This window comes from Planktothricoides sp. SR001 (assembly GCF_001276715.1).
Classification (GTDB): domain Bacteria; phylum Cyanobacteriota; class Cyanobacteriia; order Cyanobacteriales; family Laspinemataceae; genus Planktothricoides; species Planktothricoides raciborskii.
The window spans coordinates 1-20012 of record NZ_LIUQ01000082.1; the positions used below are offsets into that span (position 1 = coordinate 1).

Genomic DNA, 20012 nt, shown 5'->3' on the forward strand with positions numbered 1-20012 from the left:
TTCTGGGTGGTCTGCGGGGATTAAGAAACCCGGTTTCTGGGTGGTCTGCGGGGATTAAGAAACCGGGTTTCTTGTTGGGATTTAACAGTAGGGGCGAATGGCCATTCGCCCCTACATTTTCACCAAAGAAACCCGGTTTCTGGGTGGTCTGCGGGGACTAAGAAACCGGGTTTCTTTTTTGGATTCCACAGATAACTGTGATATGCCGAAAAGAAACCCGGTTTCTGGGTGGTCTGCGGGGACTAAGAAACCCGGTTTCTGGGTTATCTGCGGGGATTAAGAAACCGGGTTTCTTGTTGGGATTTAACAGTAGGGGCGAATGGCCATTCGCCCCTACATTTTCACCAAAGAAACCCGGTTTCTGGGTGGTCTGCGGGGACTAAGAAACCGGGTTTCTGTCGTGAAACCTAAAGATAACTGTGATATGCCGATAAGAAACCCGGTTTCTGGGTGGTCTGTAGGGGCGAATGGCCATTCGCCCCTACATTTTCACCAAAGAAACCCGGTTTCTGGGTGGTCTGCGGGGACTAAGAAACCGGGTTTCTGTCGTGAAACCTAAAGATAACTGTGATATGCCGATAAGAAACCCGGTTTCTGGGTGGTCTGCGGGGATTAAGAAACCGGGTTTCTGGGTTGGATGCCAAAGATAACTGTGATATGCCGAAAAGAAACCCGGTTTCTGGGTTATTTCCCCAAACCTCCAGAAGGAATATCCCCGGCAAAATTTGTTCCTGACCGGGCAATAAAACCTCTGAAAACCGATGCGTTAGACAATGCAAAATCCCCAGGGTGGTCAAGATAGCCACGGACTGAGATTGATGACCATCTCGCCATATCTAAATTTTGAATTGGCCTCGACCGTGTATCAGAATGCTTTCTGTTTGGCCAAAGTCAGACCGATCGCCATCTGAATCATACCAAGAATCATGCCAAGAGAGTCTGTCTCGGTTCTGGCGATCGCTAACATAAGTGCAAATTCCATCGCCGGATGAAAGCAAACCACTGGCCTTAACACACCATAACTGGGGGTTTTCCATTGTCCACAACCAGCCATCTATCACCCGTAGTTGCTGCCGGAGAATGGTTTTTATGTATCAATTAGTATCAAATTCCTCATTTAATGAATTAATCGCGGAGCGGTATCAAGTTATAGAAGTATTAAAAAAAGATGGCTGTCTTCAGTCGGTATTAGCTGAAGATACTCAGGATGCAGGCCACCGCAAATATTTAATTAAATGCTTAATTAAACAGCATTTAAACCAAGATATTTTGGCAGTGACAAAATTACACGAAACAAAATCATTAAAATCGCTCAAACGCCAGTTCAACAGAGAAGCAGAAATCCTCTATAAACTAAGCGATTGCCGTAGTATTCCGCAAATTTTAGCCTGCTTTAAAGAACAGCAAAACTATTATTTGGTGCAAGAGTTTATTGAGGGAACAGCACTCACGGAGGAATTTCCTATTGGCAAACGGGACACGAAGCGATGGACAGAAAAACAATGCCTGGAAATGCTCCAAGAAGTCTTGGGTATTTTGGAAATCATCCATGAACATAGTGCGATTCACTGCAATTTAAATCCGAATAATTTAATCAGACGAGCTTCAGACAGAAGCTTAGTTCTGATTAATTTTGGGGCGGTGCAGCCAGTCCGTTCGCTTACGGATCGCAGAAAACTTTCGCTCACAGTGCCGATGGGTACATTTGGATATTTACCCCCGGAACAACTGACTAACTATCCTCAACCCAATAGTGACCTCTATTCTTTAGGTTTAATTGCCATTGAAGCATTGACCGGAGTGCATCCAGGACAATTAAAGGTCAATGGTTATACTGGGGAAATTTGCTGGCAGGAAGAATTACTAGGGCCGGTGAGTGAAGACTTGGTGAACATTCTGAATTTGATGGTGCTAAATCAGTATCAACAGCGCTATCAATCGGTTATCGAAGTAAAGCAGGCGATCGCCTCATTACTCTGTCCAGAGAAACAACCTTTAGTCCTAGATGCGACGGAAGTTGCCCCCACCCTGGAGATAGCTGGGGAAGGGGAAACCGAAACCCCCAGCACCGATGAGCATTCCCAGTCCGTCACCGAAACTGCGACCCAGGAGGCGATCGGCGAAATCCCCTCTGTAGAGAATCGCATCCCTGAAGAATCCTTATTAAAAGAAAACACAGAAACTCAGGCGGAAAATCCCTCAGAAAATCTCCCGGAAAATCTTCCGGAAAATCTTCCGGAAAATCTCCCGGAAAATATCATCGATTTGTCTGCCCAGAAAACCCTCAGCCCTGGGAAAAAATACGGTGCTTATTTTTTCCTCGTGATTTTTATGATCGCGAGCATTATTACTAATAGTCTGATTGGCTGCCTTGGACTGATTCAGTTATTCAAAATTCTGCCATCGGATCTCGGCTTTGAAAGCTTTACTCGCGCCCAAGAACTGTATCAAAGTGGAGATTTAACACAGGCGATCGCCCTAGCCCAATCAGTCCGCTGGGATAGTTCCGCTTATCAAGACGCCCAAACAGCTTTGGAAGAGTGGGAAGTTGAATCAGAAAAAGCGATCGCCAAATTCCAGGTAATTCAAACCGCATTTCAGGAAAGCCGGTGGGTAGATGTACTTTCATTAGCGGCGGAAATGCCTGCCATTTCTTATTGGCAAGATCAAATTGCCCCATTAGTCAGTCAAGCAGCCCTCAAAGCTGCCCCAGAAGCCCAAGAATTTTTACAACAAGCCTATCACAAAGCCAGCCAGAAAAATTTTCTGGGGGCGATTCAACTGCTCAAACAAATTCCCCATCAAACTCCAGCCTATCAAACCGCCCAAGCCAAAATCTTGGAGTATGAAGCAAAGCAGCAGATAAAATTAGAAACCCAAGCCTATCAACTCCTCAAGCAAGCTTATCAACGGGCGGAGGCGAAAGATTTTGCCGGGGCACTAAACCATCTGGAAAAAATCCCCGCAGGCACTCCAACCCATGCCCGGGTACAAGAGAAAATTGCCGAGTATCAAACCAAACAGCAGATTAAAGGGAATGCCTTATTACAAAAAGCCTACAATCATGCCGCCCAAAAAGATTATGCCGCCGCGATCGAGGTACTCAAGCAAATTCCCTCACAAACCACCGCTTATCAAGTTGCTCAAGGGAAAATCAAAGAGTATAACCTCAAACTGCGGTATCGACTCACCAACCGAACTCGCAGACAGATGAGTCAATTGCCTAGGGGTCAAAACAGTCATTTCATGGCCACCGCCAATTCCTACAGTTTAAATCCTGGGGCCTATTTCCAAGAGGTCAATATTTAACTTTTAACATTTATATAGTCTAGTTTTGGCTGGCTCGATCCACAGAAGCATCCCCTGGCCCCAGGGTAAACTTTAAAGGCAAGCGGGAAGGATAGGCTTTAGTCACTTCCCGATAAACTTGATGGTTGGTTGGCAACTTAACCATCTCGGTTCCTAGCTGATAACTCAAGTGATATTCCACTTGTTTCAACAGTTCAGGAGAACCGGGAGTTTCATTGGGCTGTTGCTTGGCTTCAATGTCATCAACGGTGGGACGGGGTGGCGTCGCTGGCCACCAGAGTCCTTGGTCATCAGACCTGGTGACTGCCCCGTCTGGTTTTTGGCCATTCTGGTTCAGCAATGAATTGGTGGCAAAAGTTTCCAGGCGGGGGAATTTTTCGCGCTGGTTGGTGTAAGCAACTTGCCAAGTGTATGTGACTAAGGCGGTGGCTTCATAGCGATCGGTGACAATATTGTTGCAACCTGTGAGGGTAAATAGCAATAATGTATTGAATGTTATCGAACTCAAGGAGAAAATTGCTTTGAGTGGTTGTGTTGCGCGATCACCAATATCGCCAATAGGCAAATTTCTTAAGGGTTTCGCCTGGGGTAGGGGGGGCTCGCTATCGTTTTTTTTCATCAAACACCTACAAAAATTAAAAAAAATTTACACAATCTGCACAGAATCTTCATGCAATTTGCACCACTTTATCCTATTATCTACTCAATTCTTAAACCGATCTTTCCCAACTGCCTCTGGTCAGGAAACAGAAATATGCCGGAAATTGCCCTGACTTTTGATGACGGTCCAAATGAGCAGTGGACACCTCAACTCCTGGAAGTTTTGGATCGCCATGAAGTCCGTGCCAGTTTTTTTTGGCTAGGACGTTGTGTGCAGCGGTGGCCTGATGTAGCAAAAGCCGTGTATGAACGAGGTCATAATATTGGTTTGCATGGTTATGACCATCGGTGTTTTCCCTTACTGTCTGAGGCAGAGTTAAAGCAGAGTTTAGCCAAAACCCAGGAGGCGATCGCCGCTGCTTGTCACTTAGACGGCACAGGACACTAAATAAGAGTCAAATAAGCTAACCAACACTAAACAAACACTAAATATGTGGGATATTGACCGATCCGACCGAGCGTCATTCAGCAAAAACTTTTCCCTGCGGATCCGAGGGACATCTGGCTGTTGCCGATTCATTGAACAAAAATGGGGAGGCGGAGTCCAGACCAACACCCAACAGGAAACACCGCTCAAAGGTTAATTTATGATAGATAACCCCAATTCTGGATAAATTAATTAAAATAACAATCAATACCTCACTGGGTAAAATGACATATAATGATAGATAAGGACCATTCAAGCACTAAAATCTAAAAACGGGAGGGGAAGACAACAGATCATTTGATGTTCTGTAAGTCCGAATCGGCATTCCCAGCAGTCTTAGTCGCTGCTCTGCTCGCTCTGTGTTATTTCATCCCTGGGTTTGAGCAGAGATCATCTGGATCCAAGAAATTACGGATTTTCCGTGTTAATTCATTGTTTATTAGATGATGGGCTAACTAGACAAGATTGTGTAAATCTATAGAACCCTTTTGATTTCACAGCCAGGAAAAAAATCCTAGTTAGTTCCACTGTTCAAATTTATTCACAATTCATCTGGATGATTTACAGATGCTCACAGGGTAGAATTTTCTACGATTAACTAAACGGTCAACTAAATTACACCAATTAACTGAGTATGGTGATTCGTCCAAAAAATCAATGGCTTAAGTCAGTGCAATCAAAATTAGTTCACCCTACATCTCCTACATCTCCTACATCTCTTGTGCAAGAGCGTCCCAAGAAAAAAACCGGATCGCTCAAAAATTTATTTATAATATAGGAGATTAATGCGGCTGAATTTGGCAGAATTCAGCATCATTGACTCATGTTGACTCATTAGAAAACAAAACAGCAGGTGTCAATTCTTGATTAGTCCAATATTTGTCCCTGCCCAAGCTCCATCGGCGCCAAATCTGAGGAGAATGGCTGACTATGTGGTGGCGTTTAGGAGGGTGTTAGAGGATGGATAGACGGCTTTTGGGTGGGAAAAATTTTTAGCGAATTAATTCGCGGAAAACCGATGAAAACCAAGGCCAAAAAGTCAAGAAATATCCAATAACTCAAGTCAGTGGAGGGGGATAAAAACCCAGATAATGGATGCCTGAATCTGAATCATTTTTCTCCCTCTAGCTGAAGTCCAGAGGAAAAACCGCCAAGCCTAGAGACAGAATGTCTTGGAACAAGTTACACTGAAAAAATCAAAGCAAAAACGCGAGCCAAAGATGAAACATTCTCTGACAGTAGCAATGGCAACGTATGGGTGTGGCAAATACGTGGCAAATAGAATGGAAAGGGTGTAAAAATTTCTTTTTGTTCGTTATCATGGGTTAAAAAGTAAAATTCAAGATGGGTGCAGCGATCGATCTAAGCGAAAAAGACAAGCCAAAAAGAATGTTTTCGGCGGGTTTCAGCAATTGTCGCCCAAGCGATCGTTTCAAAGGCGCCAAAAATTATTCACCATCGAAATCGAAAGAAATTTCGAGAGTATCTGGCTGGCTTTGACCCTTGGATTAACTGAAACCCTACTAAAGAAATCTAGGATAGATCATAATCGGGTAAACTTGTTTATTGAGATGAGACAACATGATTCAAACTCAAAAAACTTGGCATTCAGAAATCAGTTCACCAACCAGCAGGCAAATTTTGTGAAACAGGTTACAATCAAAAAGGATTTCAGTAAACCTGAGAAAACCCGCTAGGGTTGATTTTTATCGCTCAACTCAAGTCGCAGGTCTATCAAATTCCCCTGATAAAAGGGTTCATCAGGCCCGATATGGCGCCAGAACACCTTCGGATTTTTTGATTAAATATTGTGCTGACCTGTTGTCAAGTGACTACACTGACTGGTATTCAGGTAAATGCACTCACCTAGGCTTAAACCAGAGACTTTACCAAATAAGCGGTTGTAAAACCTTCTTACTGCCTAGATTTTCACCGAAATTAATGCATCCTAGGCGATCGGTGAAGTGTTGATTGTTTCATTAAGGAGCACGAGGAACGCGGCATGACCCAGGCTAATAACGTACTGGCCCCCATTGATCAGTCTGATCTAAAAAAATCGATGATTTCTTCTGAGAATGAGTTCGGCTTATTGCTAGATGATGAAGATGATTTAGCATTAGGCACCACCGATGATGGTGACATCTATTTAGACGCTCATTCTGATGACGATGAAGACGAGAAGTCTGGCAAACTTCGCACAGCCCGTCGGAAAACTCAAGCCAAGAAAAAGCAATACACTGAAGATTCTATTCGTCTATATTTACAAGAAATTGGCCGGATTCGTCTCCTCCGAGCGGATGAGGAAATTGAACTGGCGCGGAAAATTGCCGACTTGCTGGAGTTAGAGCGAGTCCGGGAAGAACTGATGGATCAGTTGGATCGGGAACCCAACTTGCTGGAGTGGTCGAGTGCCGTTCGTATGGGGGTTCCAGAATTTCGCAAGCGTCTCCACATGGGACGGCGGGCGAAAGAAAAGATGGTTCAATCCAACTTGCGATTGGTAGTTTCGATCGCCAAGAAATATATGAATCGGGGATTGTCTTTCCAAGACCTGATTCAAGAAGGATCTCTCGGTCTAATTCGGGCAGCGGAAAAGTTTGACCACGAAAAAGGCTATAAGTTTTCTACCTATGCAACTTGGTGGATTCGCCAAGCGATTACCCGGGCGATCGCCGACCAATCTCGGACAATTCGTTTGCCGGTTCACTTGTATGAAACCATCTCCCGAATTAAGAAAACTACCAAACTTCTTTCTCAAGAAATGGGACGTAAGCCCACAGAAGAAGAAATCGCCACTCGGATGGAAATGACCATCGAAAAATTACGATTCATTGCCAAATCCGCCCAGTTACCAATTTCTTTAGAAACCCCGATTGGCAAAGAAGAAGATTCTCGGCTGGGTGATTTCATTGAATCCGATGGCGAAACCCCAGAAGATCAAGTCTCTAAGAGTTTACTGCGGGAAGACCTCGAAAGTGTTCTGGATACTTTGAGCCCTCGCGAACGGGATGTTTTACGGCTCCGCTATGGCTTAGATGATGGCAAGATGAAAACCTTAGAAGAAATTGGCCAACTCTTCAATGTCACCCGGGAACGGATTCGCCAAATCGAAGCCAAAGCCTTAAGAAAACTGCGCCATCCTAATCGCAATAGCATTCTTAAGGAGTATATCCGCTAAATGTTATCGGTAGATTAACAACTGTTGACTTAATTAAGTATTCAGTTTTTTGCCATGATTTTACTCATGGATGGTGGGTGAAATCGGTCAAGCCCAAAAATGTCAACGGTTACCTCAGAAACAGTCAGAGTTCTCCAGGGAACTCTGACTGTTTCTCCGGTCGTCAGTCAATCTAGGGATGACATGGTTAATCGTTAGCTCTAGTCATGCCGTATAAAAGATCGGCTCGTTTGGCGCTGATTTTAGGGAGCAAGGGTTCTCCAGGTTGACCCGAACTGATTGGCTGTTGTCAATTGGGTTCTGGGTGACTTTATTTGAGCAAAAATTGCGCTAAAAAAGTTGGGAGGAAAAATCATCGTCCCAACTTTTTTATGGCTGATTTTTGCCGCCGATCAGAACTGGCGCCTCACAGCTATGTTCCATATTAACCTAGGGTGAAATACCCAAAAATCTGCATATTTGCTTAACTTTTCCTATCGACCTTTGAGGGCTTTATTAAAATTTTGGCGATAAGGTTTATTTGTCGCCAGTAACAATGGCCACATTAAGGTTAAACGCAGCTTACCTTGACTAAAGTTCGTATGACGAAAGCCTTTCCAGAATTTCCAGGCACCACCCACATAGACTACTAAAAATGCTAAACCCAGTAATTCCATTGGATTAATTCCTTATGTAATAAAACGAACTGACCACAATTGAAATCAACTTGCCTGCCAGCAGTCCGACTGGAGGCTGGCAGGCAAAGATTCTTTTTCCAGTGTAAACCTGATGATTCACAGTCAGAGTGGTGTGGCGATCGCCACACCACTGTACCGCCGTGAGATGATATTACTGAAAGCAACTAGGATCAAAGAAGCGAAATCATCACATCTGCGGCTTTGACCTAACAGGGACCTAACAGATAAAGATAGGAGGAATTATGCGAGCAGTGTTAATGGCAGGAGGTTCAGGCACGAGGTTGAGACCGTTAACCTGCGATCTCCCTAAACCAATGGTTCCAGTGCTCAACCGACCGATCGCCGAACATATTATTAATCTGCTCAAACGACATGACATCACCGAAGTCATTGCCACATTGCACTATCTCCCGGACGTAATGCGGGACTATTTCCAAGACGGCAGTGATTTTGGGGTGCAAATGACTTACGCTGTCGAAGAAGATCAACCCCTTGGGACAGCCGGGTGCGTGAAAAATATTGCCGAACTGCTCGATGATACTTTTTTAGTCATTAGCGGTGATAGCATTACGGACTTCAATCTGACGGAAGCGATTAAATTTCATAAAGAAAAAGGATCAAAAGCCACACTGGTATTAGCCCATGTTCCCAACCCCATTGAGTTCGGGGTGGTGATTACGGATAAAAATGGCATGATTCGGCGATTTTTAGAAAAACCATCTACCAGTGAAATTTTTTCCGATACAGTCAACACCGGCACTTATATCTTGGAGCCGGAAGTGTTGGAATACTTGCCCTCCAACCAAGAATGTGACTTTTCTCAAGATTTATTCCCCTTGTTGCTGGAAGAAGGGGAGCCAATGTATGGCTATATTGGCCAAGGATATTGGTGTGATGTGGGTCATTTAGATGCTTATCGGGACGCTCAATATGATGCTTTATACGGCAAAGTCAATCTGGAATTTGCCTATCACCAAAAGTCTCCCGGTCTATGGGTGGGGCAGAATACATATATAGATCCGACTGTGAAAATTGAAACTCCGGCTTTGATTGGGGATAATTGCCGGATTGGGCCGCGGGTGATGGTGGAAGCAGGAACCGCGATCGGGGATAATGTGACGATTGGCGCCGATGCGGATTTGAAGCGTCCGATTATTTGGAATGGGGCGATCGTCGGCGAAGAAGCGAACTTAAGTGCTTGTGTCACCGCCAGGGGGGTGAGAATCGATCGCCGCGCTCATATTTTAGAAGGGGCGGTGGTGGGTTCTCTTTCCAATATCGGGGAAGAGGCGCTAATTAACACTTCCGTGCGGGTTTGGCCCAGCAAAAAGATTGAGTCTGGGGCCACGTTAAATATTAATTTAATTTGGGGAAATACGGCACAGCGGAATCTGTTCGGCCAGCGGGGAGTTTCCGGTTTGGCGAATATTGATATTACTCCAGAGTTTGCGGTAAAACTGGGAGCCGCTTATGGTTCCACCTTAAAACCCGGGTCACAGGTGACGGTTTCTCGCGACCAGCGGGGAATTTCTCGGATGGTTTCCCGGTCTTTAATTGCCGGACTGATGTCTGTGGGGACGAATATTCAAAACTTGGAGGCAACGGCGATTCCTTTAGCCCGTTCCATTATCCCCACTCTGTCCGTAGTTGGGGGGATTCATGTGCGGGTGCATCCAGACCGACCTGATGCTTTGTTGATCGAATTTTTTGATGAGCAAGGGATTAATATTTCTAAGGCACGGGAGAAGAAGATTGAGGGGGCTTATTTTAAGGAGGATTTCCGGCGATCGCAGATTAATGAAATTGGCAATATGTCTTATCCCAGTCAAGTCATCGAACTTTACAGTGCGGGCTTTGAGAAATACCTGAATGTGGAAGCCATTCGCCATAGTCGGGCAAAGGTGGTGATTGACTATATGTATGCGGTCTACGGTGCCGTGTTGCCCTTGCTGTTGGCCAAGTTTGGGGTGGATGCGGTGGTACTCAATGCCAGCTTGAGTCAAACAGCACCCAGTTCAGCGGAACGAGAAGATTTATTAATTCAACTCGGTCGGGTGGTGGAAGCGGTTAAAGCCAGTTTTGGGGTGCAGGTTTCGGCCAATGGCGAACAGCTTATTTTAGTGGACGAGTCCGGCGCCCCGATTCGCGGCGAAATGTTAACCGCTTTGATGGTCAGTTTGGTGTTGACTTCTTACCCCCGTGGGACGGTGGTGGTGCCAGTCCATACCAGTTCGGCGATCGAGCAAATCGCTCGACGGCATGATGGCCGGGTGATTCGCACCAAGGCCAATCCCACGGCGTTGATGGAGGCTTGCCACACGAATTCTAATGTGGTATTGGGTGGTAGCGGAGAAATGGGATTTATTTTTCCCCAACTCCATCCGGGGTTTGATGCTATGTTCTGTATTGCCAAAGTAATTGAGATGATGACTTTACAAGAGCGATCACTGATGCAGATTCGTTCTGATTTGCCTCATGTCAGTCATAAAAGCTATACGGTGCGTTGTCCGTGGCGCGTCAAAGGCGCATTAATGCGTCATCTGGTGGAAACCCATCCCACAGAAAGTTTGGAATTGGTCGATGGGGTAAAAATTTTTCAATATCCCCACAGTGATGATTGGGTGCTGATTTTGCCCGATGCGGGAGAACCATTAGTCCATATTTTCATCAACAGCCCCGATCGCGAATGGGTCGATCAGGCTTTGTGGAATTACCGTAGTCAAGTACAAAAGTTTGTCGCCCAAGCACAAGACGGTATGGGCAACTCCGCAAATCGTTAAGACGTAGCAGTACAATCTCCGCAATTCCGATCTATTGTAGAAGAAATCGTCTTCGGACTGATTTCGCTGAATATTGTTGAATATTTCCGGGAAGTCAGTCATTGTCTAGGAATCTGCCACGCACAAAATTGTGATAGAAAAAGAGAAAGAGAAAGAAAAAGAACAAGATGAATAGTTGTATTTTAATGGCGGAGATTATTCAAGAACCGCAATTACGCTACACCGCAGATAACCAAACGGCCATTACGGAAATGGTGGTTCAGTTTGAAAGTATCCGCCCTGACGATCACCCCTCCACTCTCAAGGCGATCGCCTGGGGAAATCGCGCTCAGGAAATCTATAACCATTACAAAGTTGGCGATCGCGTCGTCCTTGAAGGCCGACTCAGCATGAGAAACGTCGATCGACCCGAAGGATTTAAAGAAAAACGGGCGGAACTGGTTGTCTCACGGGTTCATGCTTTAGGTGGTAGTGCGGCAACCACTTCCCAGTCCCCACCCCCGCCAGCTTTTGCGGCTCCCACCCCCCCTACCCCAAATGTTGTCTCGATTGAATCTCGTCGGCAACCGGCAAATAGCCTGCCTAATCAAACTCCCGCTTTCACTGCCCCCTCGGTGCCTCAACCTTTAGCTGGAGTCCCCAGTTCTTCGACAACATCTAAGACTTATTCCCCAGACATCCCCTCTCGTCCACCATCAATGCCTTCAAGTTCTGACTCCCCATCGGCAGCAGATTTAGATGAAATTCCTTTCTAGGAGTCATAAAAAAATAACAAGTTAGCTAAAATTCATCAACTGAAGACCAAACACTTCCGCAAAAGTGATGGCCAATTGCTGGCGGACTAGATCAATTTGAATATCGGGGATAAACTCAGCTAAACTGCCCACGGGGCGATCGGCAATCCCACAAGGGACAATCTTTTGAAACCCTTGCAGATCGGGACAAACATTCAAAGCAAAACCGTGCATCGTAATCCAACGACTCACTTTAATCCCGATCGCCGCTACTTTTCGCCCCTCGACCCAAACTCCCGTCATTCCAGGGATTCGGCAACCTTCTAAACCATAAAGCCCCAAGACCTGAATTAAAACTGCTTCCAACTGACGTAAGTACCAATGCAGGTCGGGACGGTAATGCCGTAAGTTCAAAATCGGATAGCCCACCAGTTGACCGGGACAATGGTAAGTCACTTCTCCCCCCCTTTCAATCCGATGAACAGGGACTTCGCTGGTTTCTAGGTCAAATTTGAGAAAATCTAAACTGGCTCCAGTTCCCAGGGTATAAACGGGTGGATGTTCCAAAACAATTAACACATCATTCAATTCAGGATGCGATCGACGACTCTCCACCAGAGAGCGTTGCCAGTTCCAGGCTTGGATGTAGTCCATCAGACCCAGATTATAGAACTCACATAAACGGGTGGGGTGGGGTTTGGTATCAGAAAACATTGTGCTTAATCGGTGCTTAAAGTCGGTAGAGGTAATGGGGGCAGGGGGTAAATGCAACAGATTTTAAAGAGAAATCACCAGAAACTGTAAAGTAGAACACAAAGTGGTACTGTGGAAATATAACTAATGTTTTTCCGGAGGATCGTGTTTATACGCTTAAGCGTATAATAGAGATAAGCAATTCTACATTGCCATCTCACACTAAATCTGATGGTGATTCCTTCGTTACGAAAGGGTGACGCCAAATATTAGCCATCTGCCGGAAAAGCGTTGAAGCAGAATGCTGGCAACGGCTAAAACCCTGTGTGGTAGATATCGCTTGAGTTGTCCCTGACTTGTCTTAAGACGCCTCAAGACTAAGAAGAGAAATCTTCAGCCAATCGCTACACTGATCTGTCAGTTAATTCATCCATCCCCCTAAGTCCCCCTTAAAAAAGGGGACAGTGATTTATTTTATTTCTGCTGACAGATATACTTAGTGGGGTTGCTCTGAGCGTAACGGATTTTGAGCAGCATAGTGACAAAATTCTCCTAAATATTAGGTAGCTAATTTACCGCTGTTTCCAAGTAACAGAAATGACCCTGTAGTTTGGCTGACACCATGACTCAGGTTTGTGAAAAAAATCTGGATATTTGGGTTAACGATAGTGACAATTAGCGCTGCTTTATCCTGGAGTTGTTATGTCTAAAAGCTGATTAATTTTCTGGCTTCACAATTGGCTAAATTGCTGATATAATGATAATCATAGAGGATCTAAATCATTGGGAAATTGGGATAGGCAACCTCCCTAGGGGTTTTTCTGTTCACAATTTAGGCATTTCATCAATGATTTAGAAATGCTATAAAGGCAATGAAAAGCCAAATTCTTGACCAGAAAATCGCTGTTTTTTCAGGAAAAATCTCCATGATCCAACAATCAGAAACCAGCGACCCACCAAGCCTTGTAGCGGAAATTAGTATTTCGGCGAAGTTTTTGATGAGCGATCGCAAAAACTAGCAAAGATATTCAGTTTCGGGAAGCGGCAATACCCGCCCCGTTTCCTCTAAATGTAAATAAATATGGGTTCTTCAGCGGGAGCATATGATATGAAGCTTGTTATCCACGGCAAAAATATTGAAATCACCGACTCAATTCGGGAATATGTTACGCAAAAAGTTGAAAAGGGAGTCAGTCACTTTCAGGACTTGACCCTAGAGGTTGATGTGCATTTGTCAGTGGCCAAAAATCCTCGCAATAATTTAAAACAAACGGCTGAAGTGACCATTTTTGCGAATAAGACCGTAATTCGTGCCGAAGAAAGTAGTGAAAATCTCTATGCCAGCATCGATTTAGTTTCCGATAAAATTTCACGGCAACTTCGTAAATATAAAGAAAAACGTTTAGGACAAAAGACGAGCACTCGCGCCAAAACGATTGAGGTGGTCGAGGAGCAGCCAGTGGTTAAGGATTTGATTGGCTCGCGCAGTCCCGAATTGCCTAAAGAAGTGGTGCGGACTAAGTATTTTATGATGTCGCCGATGACCGTAGAAGATGCTTTGGAACAACTTCAACTGGTGGATCACGATTTCTATATGTTCCGTAACTCGGAAACCGGGGAGATTAATGTGATCTATGAACGGAATCACGGTGGTTATGGTGTGCTGCAACCCCGCAACAATGGTAGCACTGTCAATGGCAAAGCCTGATTTTGCTGCGTCTCTGTGGGAAAATCTTCGGTAAAATTTCTGACAGATTGATCGGCGGTGCCAGCCATTAAAAGAAACTGGGGTGCGATTCCGCGAAGCAGATCGCTAACGCGAATCGCACTCCAGTTTCTTTTTTTCATGAGTTCACGCGGGTTAAATTCTGATGGATCGGGGATCTATTAGCTGGCTTGAATTACTTTGAGGGTTTTCAGGGCTTCTTCTACATGACCCTGGAAGTTCATCATGGAATCAAAAATATGTCGAACCACTCCCTGTTTGTCAATCACATAAGTCACCCGACCAGGAAGAATAAATAAGGTGGCCGGAACTCCGTATAATTGCCGCAATTTATTGTCACTATCACTTAACAGAATAAATGGCAGGTTGTACTTGCGGGCAAATTGCTGGTGAGACTGCTGGGAGTCCCCACTTACGCCGATCACTTCGGCGCCTGCTTCTTTGAATACTTCGTAGCTATCCCGGAAAGCACAAGATTCAGCGGTGCAACCAGGGGTGTCATCTTTCGGATAAAAATATAAGACGACAGATTTTTTACCATAGAAATCTTTCAGGCTGACTTTTTCTCCGGTGGCAGAATTTAGGGTAAAATCTGGCGCTTTGTCTCCAACTTTGATTGCCATAGTTGCGATTTATTACGGATGTATTACAAGTTTGGGCGAAATGTTAACTTTTGTTATGCTACCGCATCTGGGCGTAATATCCGCATGGCATTTAAAATCGCGAGTAGGGCGACACCGACATCGGCAAATACGGCTGCCCACATACTGGCAAGGCCAAAGATTCCCAGGAGAATGAATAAGATTTTGATGCCCACGGCAAATCCGATGTTTTGCCAGATAATTTGGCGAGTTTTTCGGGCAATTTGAATGGCTTCGGCGACTTTTGCGGGGGCATCGGTCATTATGACGACATCGGCAGTGGCGATCGCTGCATCGGATCCCAGTCCGCCCATTGCAATGCCCACATCTGCCAGGGCGATCGCTGGTGCATCATTAATCCCATCGCCCACAAAGGCGGTTTTTCCCCCGTGATGAGTTTGTTTGAGTAGCTTTTCCAGTTCCGCGACTTTTTGTTCCGGCAATAATTCCGCGTGATAACGGTCGATCGCCAATTCTTCACTAACTTTTTTGGCGACGGTGCGATCGTCTCCGGTTAACATCACCACTTGTTGAACCCCTAATTTTTTCAGGGTTTGGATGGAATTGGCGGCATCTTCTTTCACTCGATCGGCAATGACCAGATATCCCGCATAAAGACGATCCACGGCCAAATGCACCACTGTGCCTTCCAAGTCCATGCATTCGTGGGGGATATTCTCTCGATGTAATAGACGATGATTTCCCGCGAGGACGGTGGTATCGCTGACCCTCGCCCGGATCCCATGTCCGGCAATTTCTTCATAGTCCGCGATCGCTACGGTGGCCAGATTATTGGGCGCCGCTTCTCGGATCGATTTGGCGACCGGATGATTGGAATGTATTTCGGCGCTGGCAGCAATATTTAAAAGTTCTGATTCACTTAAGCCATTGTTTGTCACTACCTCGGTGACTTTAAATACCCCGTGGGTAAGGGTGCCGGTTTTGTCAAAAACTACGGTGGTGACTGAGTTTAAGGCGTCTAAAAATTTAGAGCCTTTGATTAAAATGCCTCGTTTGGCTGCCCCCCCAATGCCGCCAAAGTATCCCAAGGGAATACTAATCACCAGTCCGCAAGGACAAGAAATTACCAGGACTACTAAGGAACGGTAAATCCATTGATCTAAGGTTGCCCCAGGAATGAGTAATGGCGGCACGATCGCGATCGACAGAGAGACAAACACCACGATCGGCGTATAGTATCGGGCAAAAGTAGTAATAAATTTTTCTGTATCGGCTTTCTGGGCTTTGGCGTTTTCGACTAAATGTAAAATCTGGGCGATGGAAGATTCCCCAAAAGGTTTTGTCACTTGAATGGTTAACAGTCCTCCTAGGTTAAGAGTTCCGGCGAAAACCGGATCTCCCACTTTAATGGTTCGGGGGACGGATTCTCCGGTTAATGGGGAAGTATCGATTTGAGATTTACCTTCAATTACTTCACCGTCTAAGGGAATTTTTTCCCCTGGCTTGACAATGATAATGTCCCCAATGTTGACGGTTTCCGGGGACACCGTTTGCACCGTGTCATTGATTTTCCGGTTGGCATAATCTGGCCGTACTTCTAAGAGGGCTTTGATGGAACGGCGAGAACTAGAGACTGCTTGATTTTGAAATAGTTCGCCGATTTGAAAAAAGAGCATCACCCCGACGGCTTCGGGTAATTCCCCGATCGCGATCGCCCCTAGGGTGGCGATGGTCATTAGAAAATTTTCATCAAAAATTCGGCCTTTGATTAGATTACGTCCCGCAGTGGAGAGCACCGTCCAACCACTGAGTAAATAAGCGGGGATAAAGACCAAATATTCGGCGATCGCCAATGGGCTATCTTGCAGGGCTTTTTGCCCGATTAACCCCAGAGTAAATAAGGCGATCGCGTAAGCGGCGCGGAGCGCTCTCCCCACAGAAATTTTCCTAAATTCTTTAGTTTTGTAAACTTGCCAAATTTTCTCAGATTCCCGGCGATCGCCTGGGTAATTCTTCTCAGACTCATTTTCACAATGGCTGCTGCAACTACAACATTGTTCGGGTCTATCCATAGGTTATTCATTTTAGTTAACTATTGTAATATTAGTTAACTATTGTAATATTTTAACCATTCAGCTTTCATTTTCTCTCAGATTAGCTAATTTTTCTTCAGCTTTTTTTAAGGTTTACCTCGGCCAATACCCGTGAGAGGCTTGGAGAGAGAGATTGAGTTTTCCCAGAAACTTAAATTGAGGGATACGAACTTTTAAAATTGATTTAACTCCAGCTTAATTGTAGTTTGTGATACTACGATTCAGCGGGATACCATGTTTTACTAAAACAAGCTCAGATCAACGGATCTCCAGTCTCGCTGAAAAAAAGCGCTAGTGATCCAATTTAAATTAAACAGCGCATCATTATAACAAGTTACATTTTTTGATTTTTAATGCCTCGTGATTTTTATCCTGAAAATTAGTCTAGATATTTTTAGCTTTTTTTTAGCTTTCCTCAACATTTTGCTTTATTTTGCTTTGAATTTATCTCAAAATAAAAATCTCCAAAATCATAAACGTTTTTAGCAATAATTTCTATGAGATCGCCGCTCTATTTATTTTCAATGGTGAATGCAATCATGGAAATCAGATTCCCCGCTCAACAATTGGAAATTCTCTGCTATTACTTTAATGAAAGCAGTGAGAAGCAAATCGTTAAACTCCACAAAAATTCTCAGGCGATCGAGGTAGCATTGCCACCGAAGCAAGGGATCTTATTTGAGGCAATGCCCGATGCTTTGCTGAAAATCTATCGGTCTATTTTTAGTGGTAGAGAAATCGTGGATGCAATTCGGTGCAAAGCTTTGCATGTTTGTGAAAAAAAGCCGGATTACCAGACCATGCAATGGATGATGTGAGCATATGACCTGACTATACTCACCCTATAATCGGCTGAATATCGGCAGATTTTTTCCGGTATATTTCTCGGCAGATTATTTAAGGTTATTAAATCCGTTGATTGCCCATGAATGATGCTGGATTTATCCTCATTGATGGGCAATTTGTCATGGGTAATTGGTGCTGGGTAATTAATTGGTGCTGGGTAATTGGCTTTGTTAATGGGGATATTTTTTATTTCCCTGACCTATCCCTTGACCTAGATCAAAGTTTTCTAAGTGCTAAGATTGCTACAATTGTCGCGACTGCTACCTAGTCACAGTCAGCGATCAAAAAAAAGTCGGTGCCGATCGCTTATCGAAACTCTTATTTTATTTTATGATACAAAGCTTTGAACCCACTGTTAATCAACCAAAACAGGTTGATTATCTGCGTATCAGTTTGATTGACCGTTGTAATTTTCGCTGTCAGTATTGTATGCCTGAAGAGGCAGAACTCAACTATATTTTGCAGCAGGATTTACTGACGAATGAAGAATTGTTAACCCTAATTCGGGAAGTGTTTATCCCCGCAGGGTTTACCCGGTTTCGGCTGACGGGGGGAGAACCCCTGATCCGTCCGGGGGTGATGGAGTTGGTTAGGGCGATCGCCTCTCTGGATCAAGTTGAAGATTTAGCTATGACCACCAACGGCTTTTTATTGGCAAAAATGGCCTCGGATCTCTATGAAGCGGGGTTGCGTCGGCTGAACATTAGCTTAGACTCGTTAAATGCGGACACCTTTGACTGGTTGGTGGGTCGCAATGGGCAAAGCCTTTGGTCACAAGTTTGGGCGGGAATTCAGCAAGCGTATCAAGTGGGCTTCGATCCGCTAAAACTGAATGTGGTCGTTATTCCTGGGGTGAATGACCATGAAGTGCTCGATCTGGCCAGTTTAACCATAGACCGGAAATGGCACGTGCGATTTATTGAGTTTATGCCTATTGGCAATCATCAGCTATTCAGCGATCGCGCTTGGGTGCCATCAGAAGAGTTGCGACAACGCATTCGCGATCGCTGGGGGTTAGAAGCTGGAAAAGTTCGAGGCAATGGCCCTGCGGATGTGTTTCAAATTCCTGGGGCTTTGGGGACTTTGGGTTTTATTTCCCAAATGTCAGAATGTTTCTGCGATCGCTGTAACCGAATGCGTCTTAGCGCCGATGGCTGGTTGCGTCCTTGTTTATTGAATGAAACCGGCCAAATTGACTTAAAAACCGCTCTTCGTAACGGGGTTACATTCAGCAAATTATTAGAACAAGTACAGAATTTACTGGTCATCAAACCAGAAATCAACTACAAAGGACGTGAGTCTGGCACCTTAACGGGTACTTACAGCCGCACCATGTCCCAAATTGGCGGATAGCGGATAAATAAGAAATCGGGAACAGGCCACCTAACCCACACCCAGTTAGCTCCAACCTGTCTCCGTTACATAAGACTTACCCAAATCTACCCATCTCTAGACTTTTCTATCCCAAATAACTTGTACTAGAGAAGTAGTTGGTGCTTACTTCCTGCTTCAACCAGAACTGTCGGCAGCACTCTGTCCAAAGGCTAACACCGTCTAACTGACGGCTTTTTCCAAATTAATCGAAGCGTTCAAATCACGGTCTATTTCAAAACCACAATGGTCGCAACGAAACACTCTTTCGGACAACGAGAGTGTTTCTTTTTTGGTTCCACAGTTAGAACAAGTTTTGCTACTTGCGAACCATCGGTCAACAACAACTAGGTCAGAACCATACAACTGACATTTGTACTCAAGCTGTCTACGAAACTCATAGAATCCCATATCTGCAATAGCTTTGGCTAACTTGTGGTTTGCCATCATCCCCCTAACGTTTAAGTCTTCAATTCCAATCTTGCTGTGGTTTTTGGCAAGATAAGTCGTCAGCTTGTGTAACGTGTCTTTGCGGATGTTGGCAATCTGGCAATGCAGTCTAGCTATCTTGATTTGAGCTTTTTTCCAGTTTTTAGAACCTTTAACCTTGTGACGATTAAGCCATTGCAACCTTGAAAGTTTTTTTTCATATTTGCCATAGCTTTTAGCACCTTCAAACACCTCACCCGTTGACAGGGTAGCAAGTGTTTTAATCCCAAGGTCTACACCTACCTCATCAACTGACTTTGGTTCATTGGTTGGTTCAACCTCGATTTTCCAGCTAATAAACCATTGATCGGCACTGCGGCTAATCGTGAATGATTTGGGTTGATATTTTACTGGTAGACGCTCGTAGGTCTTAACGGGACTTAAACAAAAAAATGAAGTAAAATGAGCTAGGGCGTGTCATCAATTA

17 protein-coding genes and 1 pseudogene are annotated in these 20012 nt (G+C 44.7%); 11 read left to right on the forward strand and 7 right to left on the reverse strand.

Annotated elements, in window-relative coordinates; translation table 11 throughout:
- The first annotated feature begins 97 nt into the window (after positions 1-97).
- A complete protein-coding gene (locus tag AM228_RS26995; protein ID WP_054470007.1) occupies positions 98-280 on the forward strand; it encodes a hypothetical protein in 183 nt (60 codons plus the stop codon).
- Positions 281-319: 39 nt separating this feature from the next.
- Positions 320-559, forward strand: coding sequence for a hypothetical protein (locus tag AM228_RS33700; RefSeq protein ID WP_156332098.1), 240 nt, complete (start codon positions 320-322; stop codon positions 557-559).
- 306 nt (positions 560-865) lie between these two features.
- Here the strand turns inward: AM228_RS33700 and AM228_RS35780 are convergent, their stop codons facing one another.
- The gene (locus AM228_RS35780; protein ID WP_054470009.1) at positions 866-1054 is read right to left on the reverse strand and encodes a hypothetical protein; all 189 of its coding nucleotides are present in this window, start codon (positions 1052-1054) and stop codon (positions 866-868) included.
- A 35-nt stretch (positions 1055-1089) separates the two neighbouring features.
- Between AM228_RS35780 and AM228_RS27010 the strand changes: the two genes are divergently transcribed.
- Positions 1090-3309: a protein kinase gene (locus AM228_RS27010; protein ID WP_054470010.1), complete on the forward strand. Its 2220-nt coding sequence runs from the start codon at positions 1090-1092 to the stop codon at positions 3307-3309.
- A 19-nt stretch (positions 3310-3328) separates the two neighbouring features.
- Here the strand turns inward: AM228_RS27010 and AM228_RS27015 are convergent, their stop codons facing one another.
- Positions 3329-3928, reverse strand: a complete 600-nt coding sequence (locus tag AM228_RS27015) for a hypothetical protein (protein ID WP_231636961.1) — start codon at positions 3926-3928, stop codon at positions 3329-3331.
- Positions 3929-4063: 135 nt separating this feature from the next.
- Between AM228_RS27015 and AM228_RS27020 the strand changes: the two genes are divergently transcribed.
- The gene (locus tag AM228_RS27020; protein WP_054470011.1) at positions 4064-4357 is read left to right on the forward strand and encodes a polysaccharide deacetylase family protein; all 294 of its coding nucleotides are present in this window, start codon (positions 4064-4066) and stop codon (positions 4355-4357) included.
- A gap of 2041 nt (positions 4358-6398) precedes the next feature.
- On the forward strand, positions 6399-7574 hold the full coding sequence (rpoD, locus tag AM228_RS27030; RefSeq protein ID WP_054470013.1) for an RNA polymerase sigma factor RpoD: 1176 nt from the start codon (positions 6399-6401) through the stop codon (positions 7572-7574).
- A 473-nt stretch (positions 7575-8047) separates the two neighbouring features.
- Here rpoD and AM228_RS27035 read toward each other — a convergent pair whose 3' ends face one another.
- Positions 8048-8230, reverse strand: a complete 183-nt coding sequence (locus AM228_RS27035) for a hypothetical protein (RefSeq protein ID WP_054470014.1) — start codon at positions 8228-8230, stop codon at positions 8048-8050.
- A gap of 263 nt (positions 8231-8493) precedes the next feature.
- Between AM228_RS27035 and AM228_RS27040 the strand changes: the two genes are divergently transcribed.
- The gene (locus AM228_RS27040) at positions 8494-11031 is read left to right on the forward strand and encodes a mannose-1-phosphate guanyltransferase (protein ID WP_054470015.1); all 2538 of its coding nucleotides are present in this window, start codon (positions 8494-8496) and stop codon (positions 11029-11031) included.
- Between the two features lie 167 nt (positions 11032-11198).
- Positions 11199-11786, forward strand: coding sequence for a single-stranded DNA-binding protein (locus AM228_RS27045; protein ID WP_054470016.1), 588 nt, complete (start codon positions 11199-11201; stop codon positions 11784-11786).
- 21 nt (positions 11787-11807) lie between these two features.
- Here AM228_RS27045 and lipB read toward each other — a convergent pair whose 3' ends face one another.
- Positions 11808-12479: a lipoyl(octanoyl) transferase LipB gene (gene lipB / locus AM228_RS27050; RefSeq protein ID WP_054470017.1), complete on the reverse strand. Its 672-nt coding sequence runs from the start codon at positions 12477-12479 to the stop codon at positions 11808-11810.
- An 851-nt stretch (positions 12480-13330) separates the two neighbouring features.
- Here lipB and AM228_RS33705 point away from each other — a divergent pair.
- A complete protein-coding gene (locus AM228_RS33705) occupies positions 13331-13477 on the forward strand; it encodes a hypothetical protein (RefSeq protein WP_156332099.1) in 147 nt (48 codons plus the stop codon).
- 89 nt (positions 13478-13566) lie between these two features.
- Positions 13567-14166 (forward strand): ribosome hibernation-promoting factor, HPF/YfiA family, encoded by a 600-nt coding sequence (hpf, locus tag AM228_RS27055; RefSeq protein ID WP_054470024.1) that lies wholly within the window; start codon positions 13567-13569, stop codon positions 14164-14166.
- 179 nt (positions 14167-14345) lie between these two features.
- Here the strand turns inward: hpf and AM228_RS27060 are convergent, their stop codons facing one another.
- Together AM228_RS27060 and AM228_RS27065 are read right to left on the reverse strand one after the other, a co-directional pair.
- Positions 14346-14807, reverse strand: coding sequence for a peroxiredoxin (locus AM228_RS27060; RefSeq protein WP_054470018.1), 462 nt, complete (start codon positions 14805-14807; stop codon positions 14346-14348).
- A gap of 53 nt (positions 14808-14860) precedes the next feature.
- Entirely contained in the window at positions 14861-16858 is a 1998-nt protein-coding gene (locus tag AM228_RS27065) for a heavy metal translocating P-type ATPase (protein WP_054470019.1), read from the reverse strand.
- A 560-nt stretch (positions 16859-17418) separates the two neighbouring features.
- Between AM228_RS27065 and AM228_RS27070 the strand changes: the two genes are divergently transcribed.
- Positions 17419-17697: a DUF1830 domain-containing protein gene (locus AM228_RS27070; protein WP_190879951.1), complete on the forward strand. Its 279-nt coding sequence runs from the start codon at positions 17419-17421 to the stop codon at positions 17695-17697.
- Between the two features lie 358 nt (positions 17698-18055).
- Positions 18056-19078, forward strand: coding sequence for a GTP 3',8-cyclase MoaA (moaA, locus tag AM228_RS27080; protein ID WP_054470022.1), 1023 nt, complete (start codon positions 18056-18058; stop codon positions 19076-19078).
- 201 nt (positions 19079-19279) lie between these two features.
- Here moaA and AM228_RS27085 read toward each other — a convergent pair.
- Positions 19280-19921, reverse strand: a pseudogene (locus AM228_RS27085) (RNA-guided endonuclease InsQ/TnpB family protein); the annotation flags it as partial.
- Between the last annotated feature and the right edge of the window lie 91 nt (positions 19922-20012).

Bases quoted from the DNA above. Each gene is read 5' to 3' on its own strand.
- AM228_RS26995 (WP_054470007.1), top strand. From the start codon at position 98: ATGGCCATTCGCCCCTACATTTTCACCAAAGAAACCCGGTTTCTGGGT.
- AM228_RS33700 (WP_156332098.1), top strand. From the start codon at position 320: ATGGCCATTCGCCCCTACATTTTCACCAAAGAAACCCGGTTTCTGGGT.
- AM228_RS35780 (WP_054470009.1), bottom strand. From the start codon at position 1,054: ATGGCTGGTTGTGGACAATGGAAAACCCCCAGTTATGGTGTGTTAAGG.
- AM228_RS27010 (WP_054470010.1), top strand. From the start codon at position 1,090: ATGTATCAATTAGTATCAAATTCCTCATTTAATGAATTAATCGCGGAG.
- AM228_RS27015 (WP_231636961.1), bottom strand. From the start codon at position 3,928: ATGAAAAAAAACGATAGCGAGCCCCCCCTACCCCAGGCGAAACCCTTA.
- AM228_RS27020 (WP_054470011.1), top strand. From the start codon at position 4,064: ATGCCGGAAATTGCCCTGACTTTTGATGACGGTCCAAATGAGCAGTGG.
- rpoD (WP_054470013.1), top strand. From the start codon at position 6,399: ATGACCCAGGCTAATAACGTACTGGCCCCCATTGATCAGTCTGATCTA.
- AM228_RS27035 (WP_054470014.1), bottom strand. From the start codon at position 8,230: ATGGAATTACTGGGTTTAGCATTTTTAGTAGTCTATGTGGGTGGTGCC.
- AM228_RS27040 (WP_054470015.1), top strand. From the start codon at position 8,494: ATGCGAGCAGTGTTAATGGCAGGAGGTTCAGGCACGAGGTTGAGACCG.
- AM228_RS27045 (WP_054470016.1), top strand. From the start codon at position 11,199: ATGAATAGTTGTATTTTAATGGCGGAGATTATTCAAGAACCGCAATTA.
- lipB (WP_054470017.1), bottom strand. From the start codon at position 12,479: ATGTTTTCTGATACCAAACCCCACCCCACCCGTTTATGTGAGTTCTAT.
- AM228_RS33705 (WP_156332099.1), top strand. From the start codon at position 13,331: ATGAAAAGCCAAATTCTTGACCAGAAAATCGCTGTTTTTTCAGGAAAA.
- hpf (WP_054470024.1), top strand. From the start codon at position 13,567: ATGAAGCTTGTTATCCACGGCAAAAATATTGAAATCACCGACTCAATT.
- AM228_RS27060 (WP_054470018.1), bottom strand. From the start codon at position 14,807: ATGGCAATCAAAGTTGGAGACAAAGCGCCAGATTTTACCCTAAATTCT.
- AM228_RS27065 (WP_054470019.1), bottom strand. From the start codon at position 16,858: ATGGATAGACCCGAACAATGTTGTAGTTGCAGCAGCCATTGTGAAAAT.
- AM228_RS27070 (WP_190879951.1), top strand. From the start codon at position 17,419: ATGGAAATCAGATTCCCCGCTCAACAATTGGAAATTCTCTGCTATTAC.
- moaA (WP_054470022.1), top strand. From the start codon at position 18,056: ATGATACAAAGCTTTGAACCCACTGTTAATCAACCAAAACAGGTTGAT.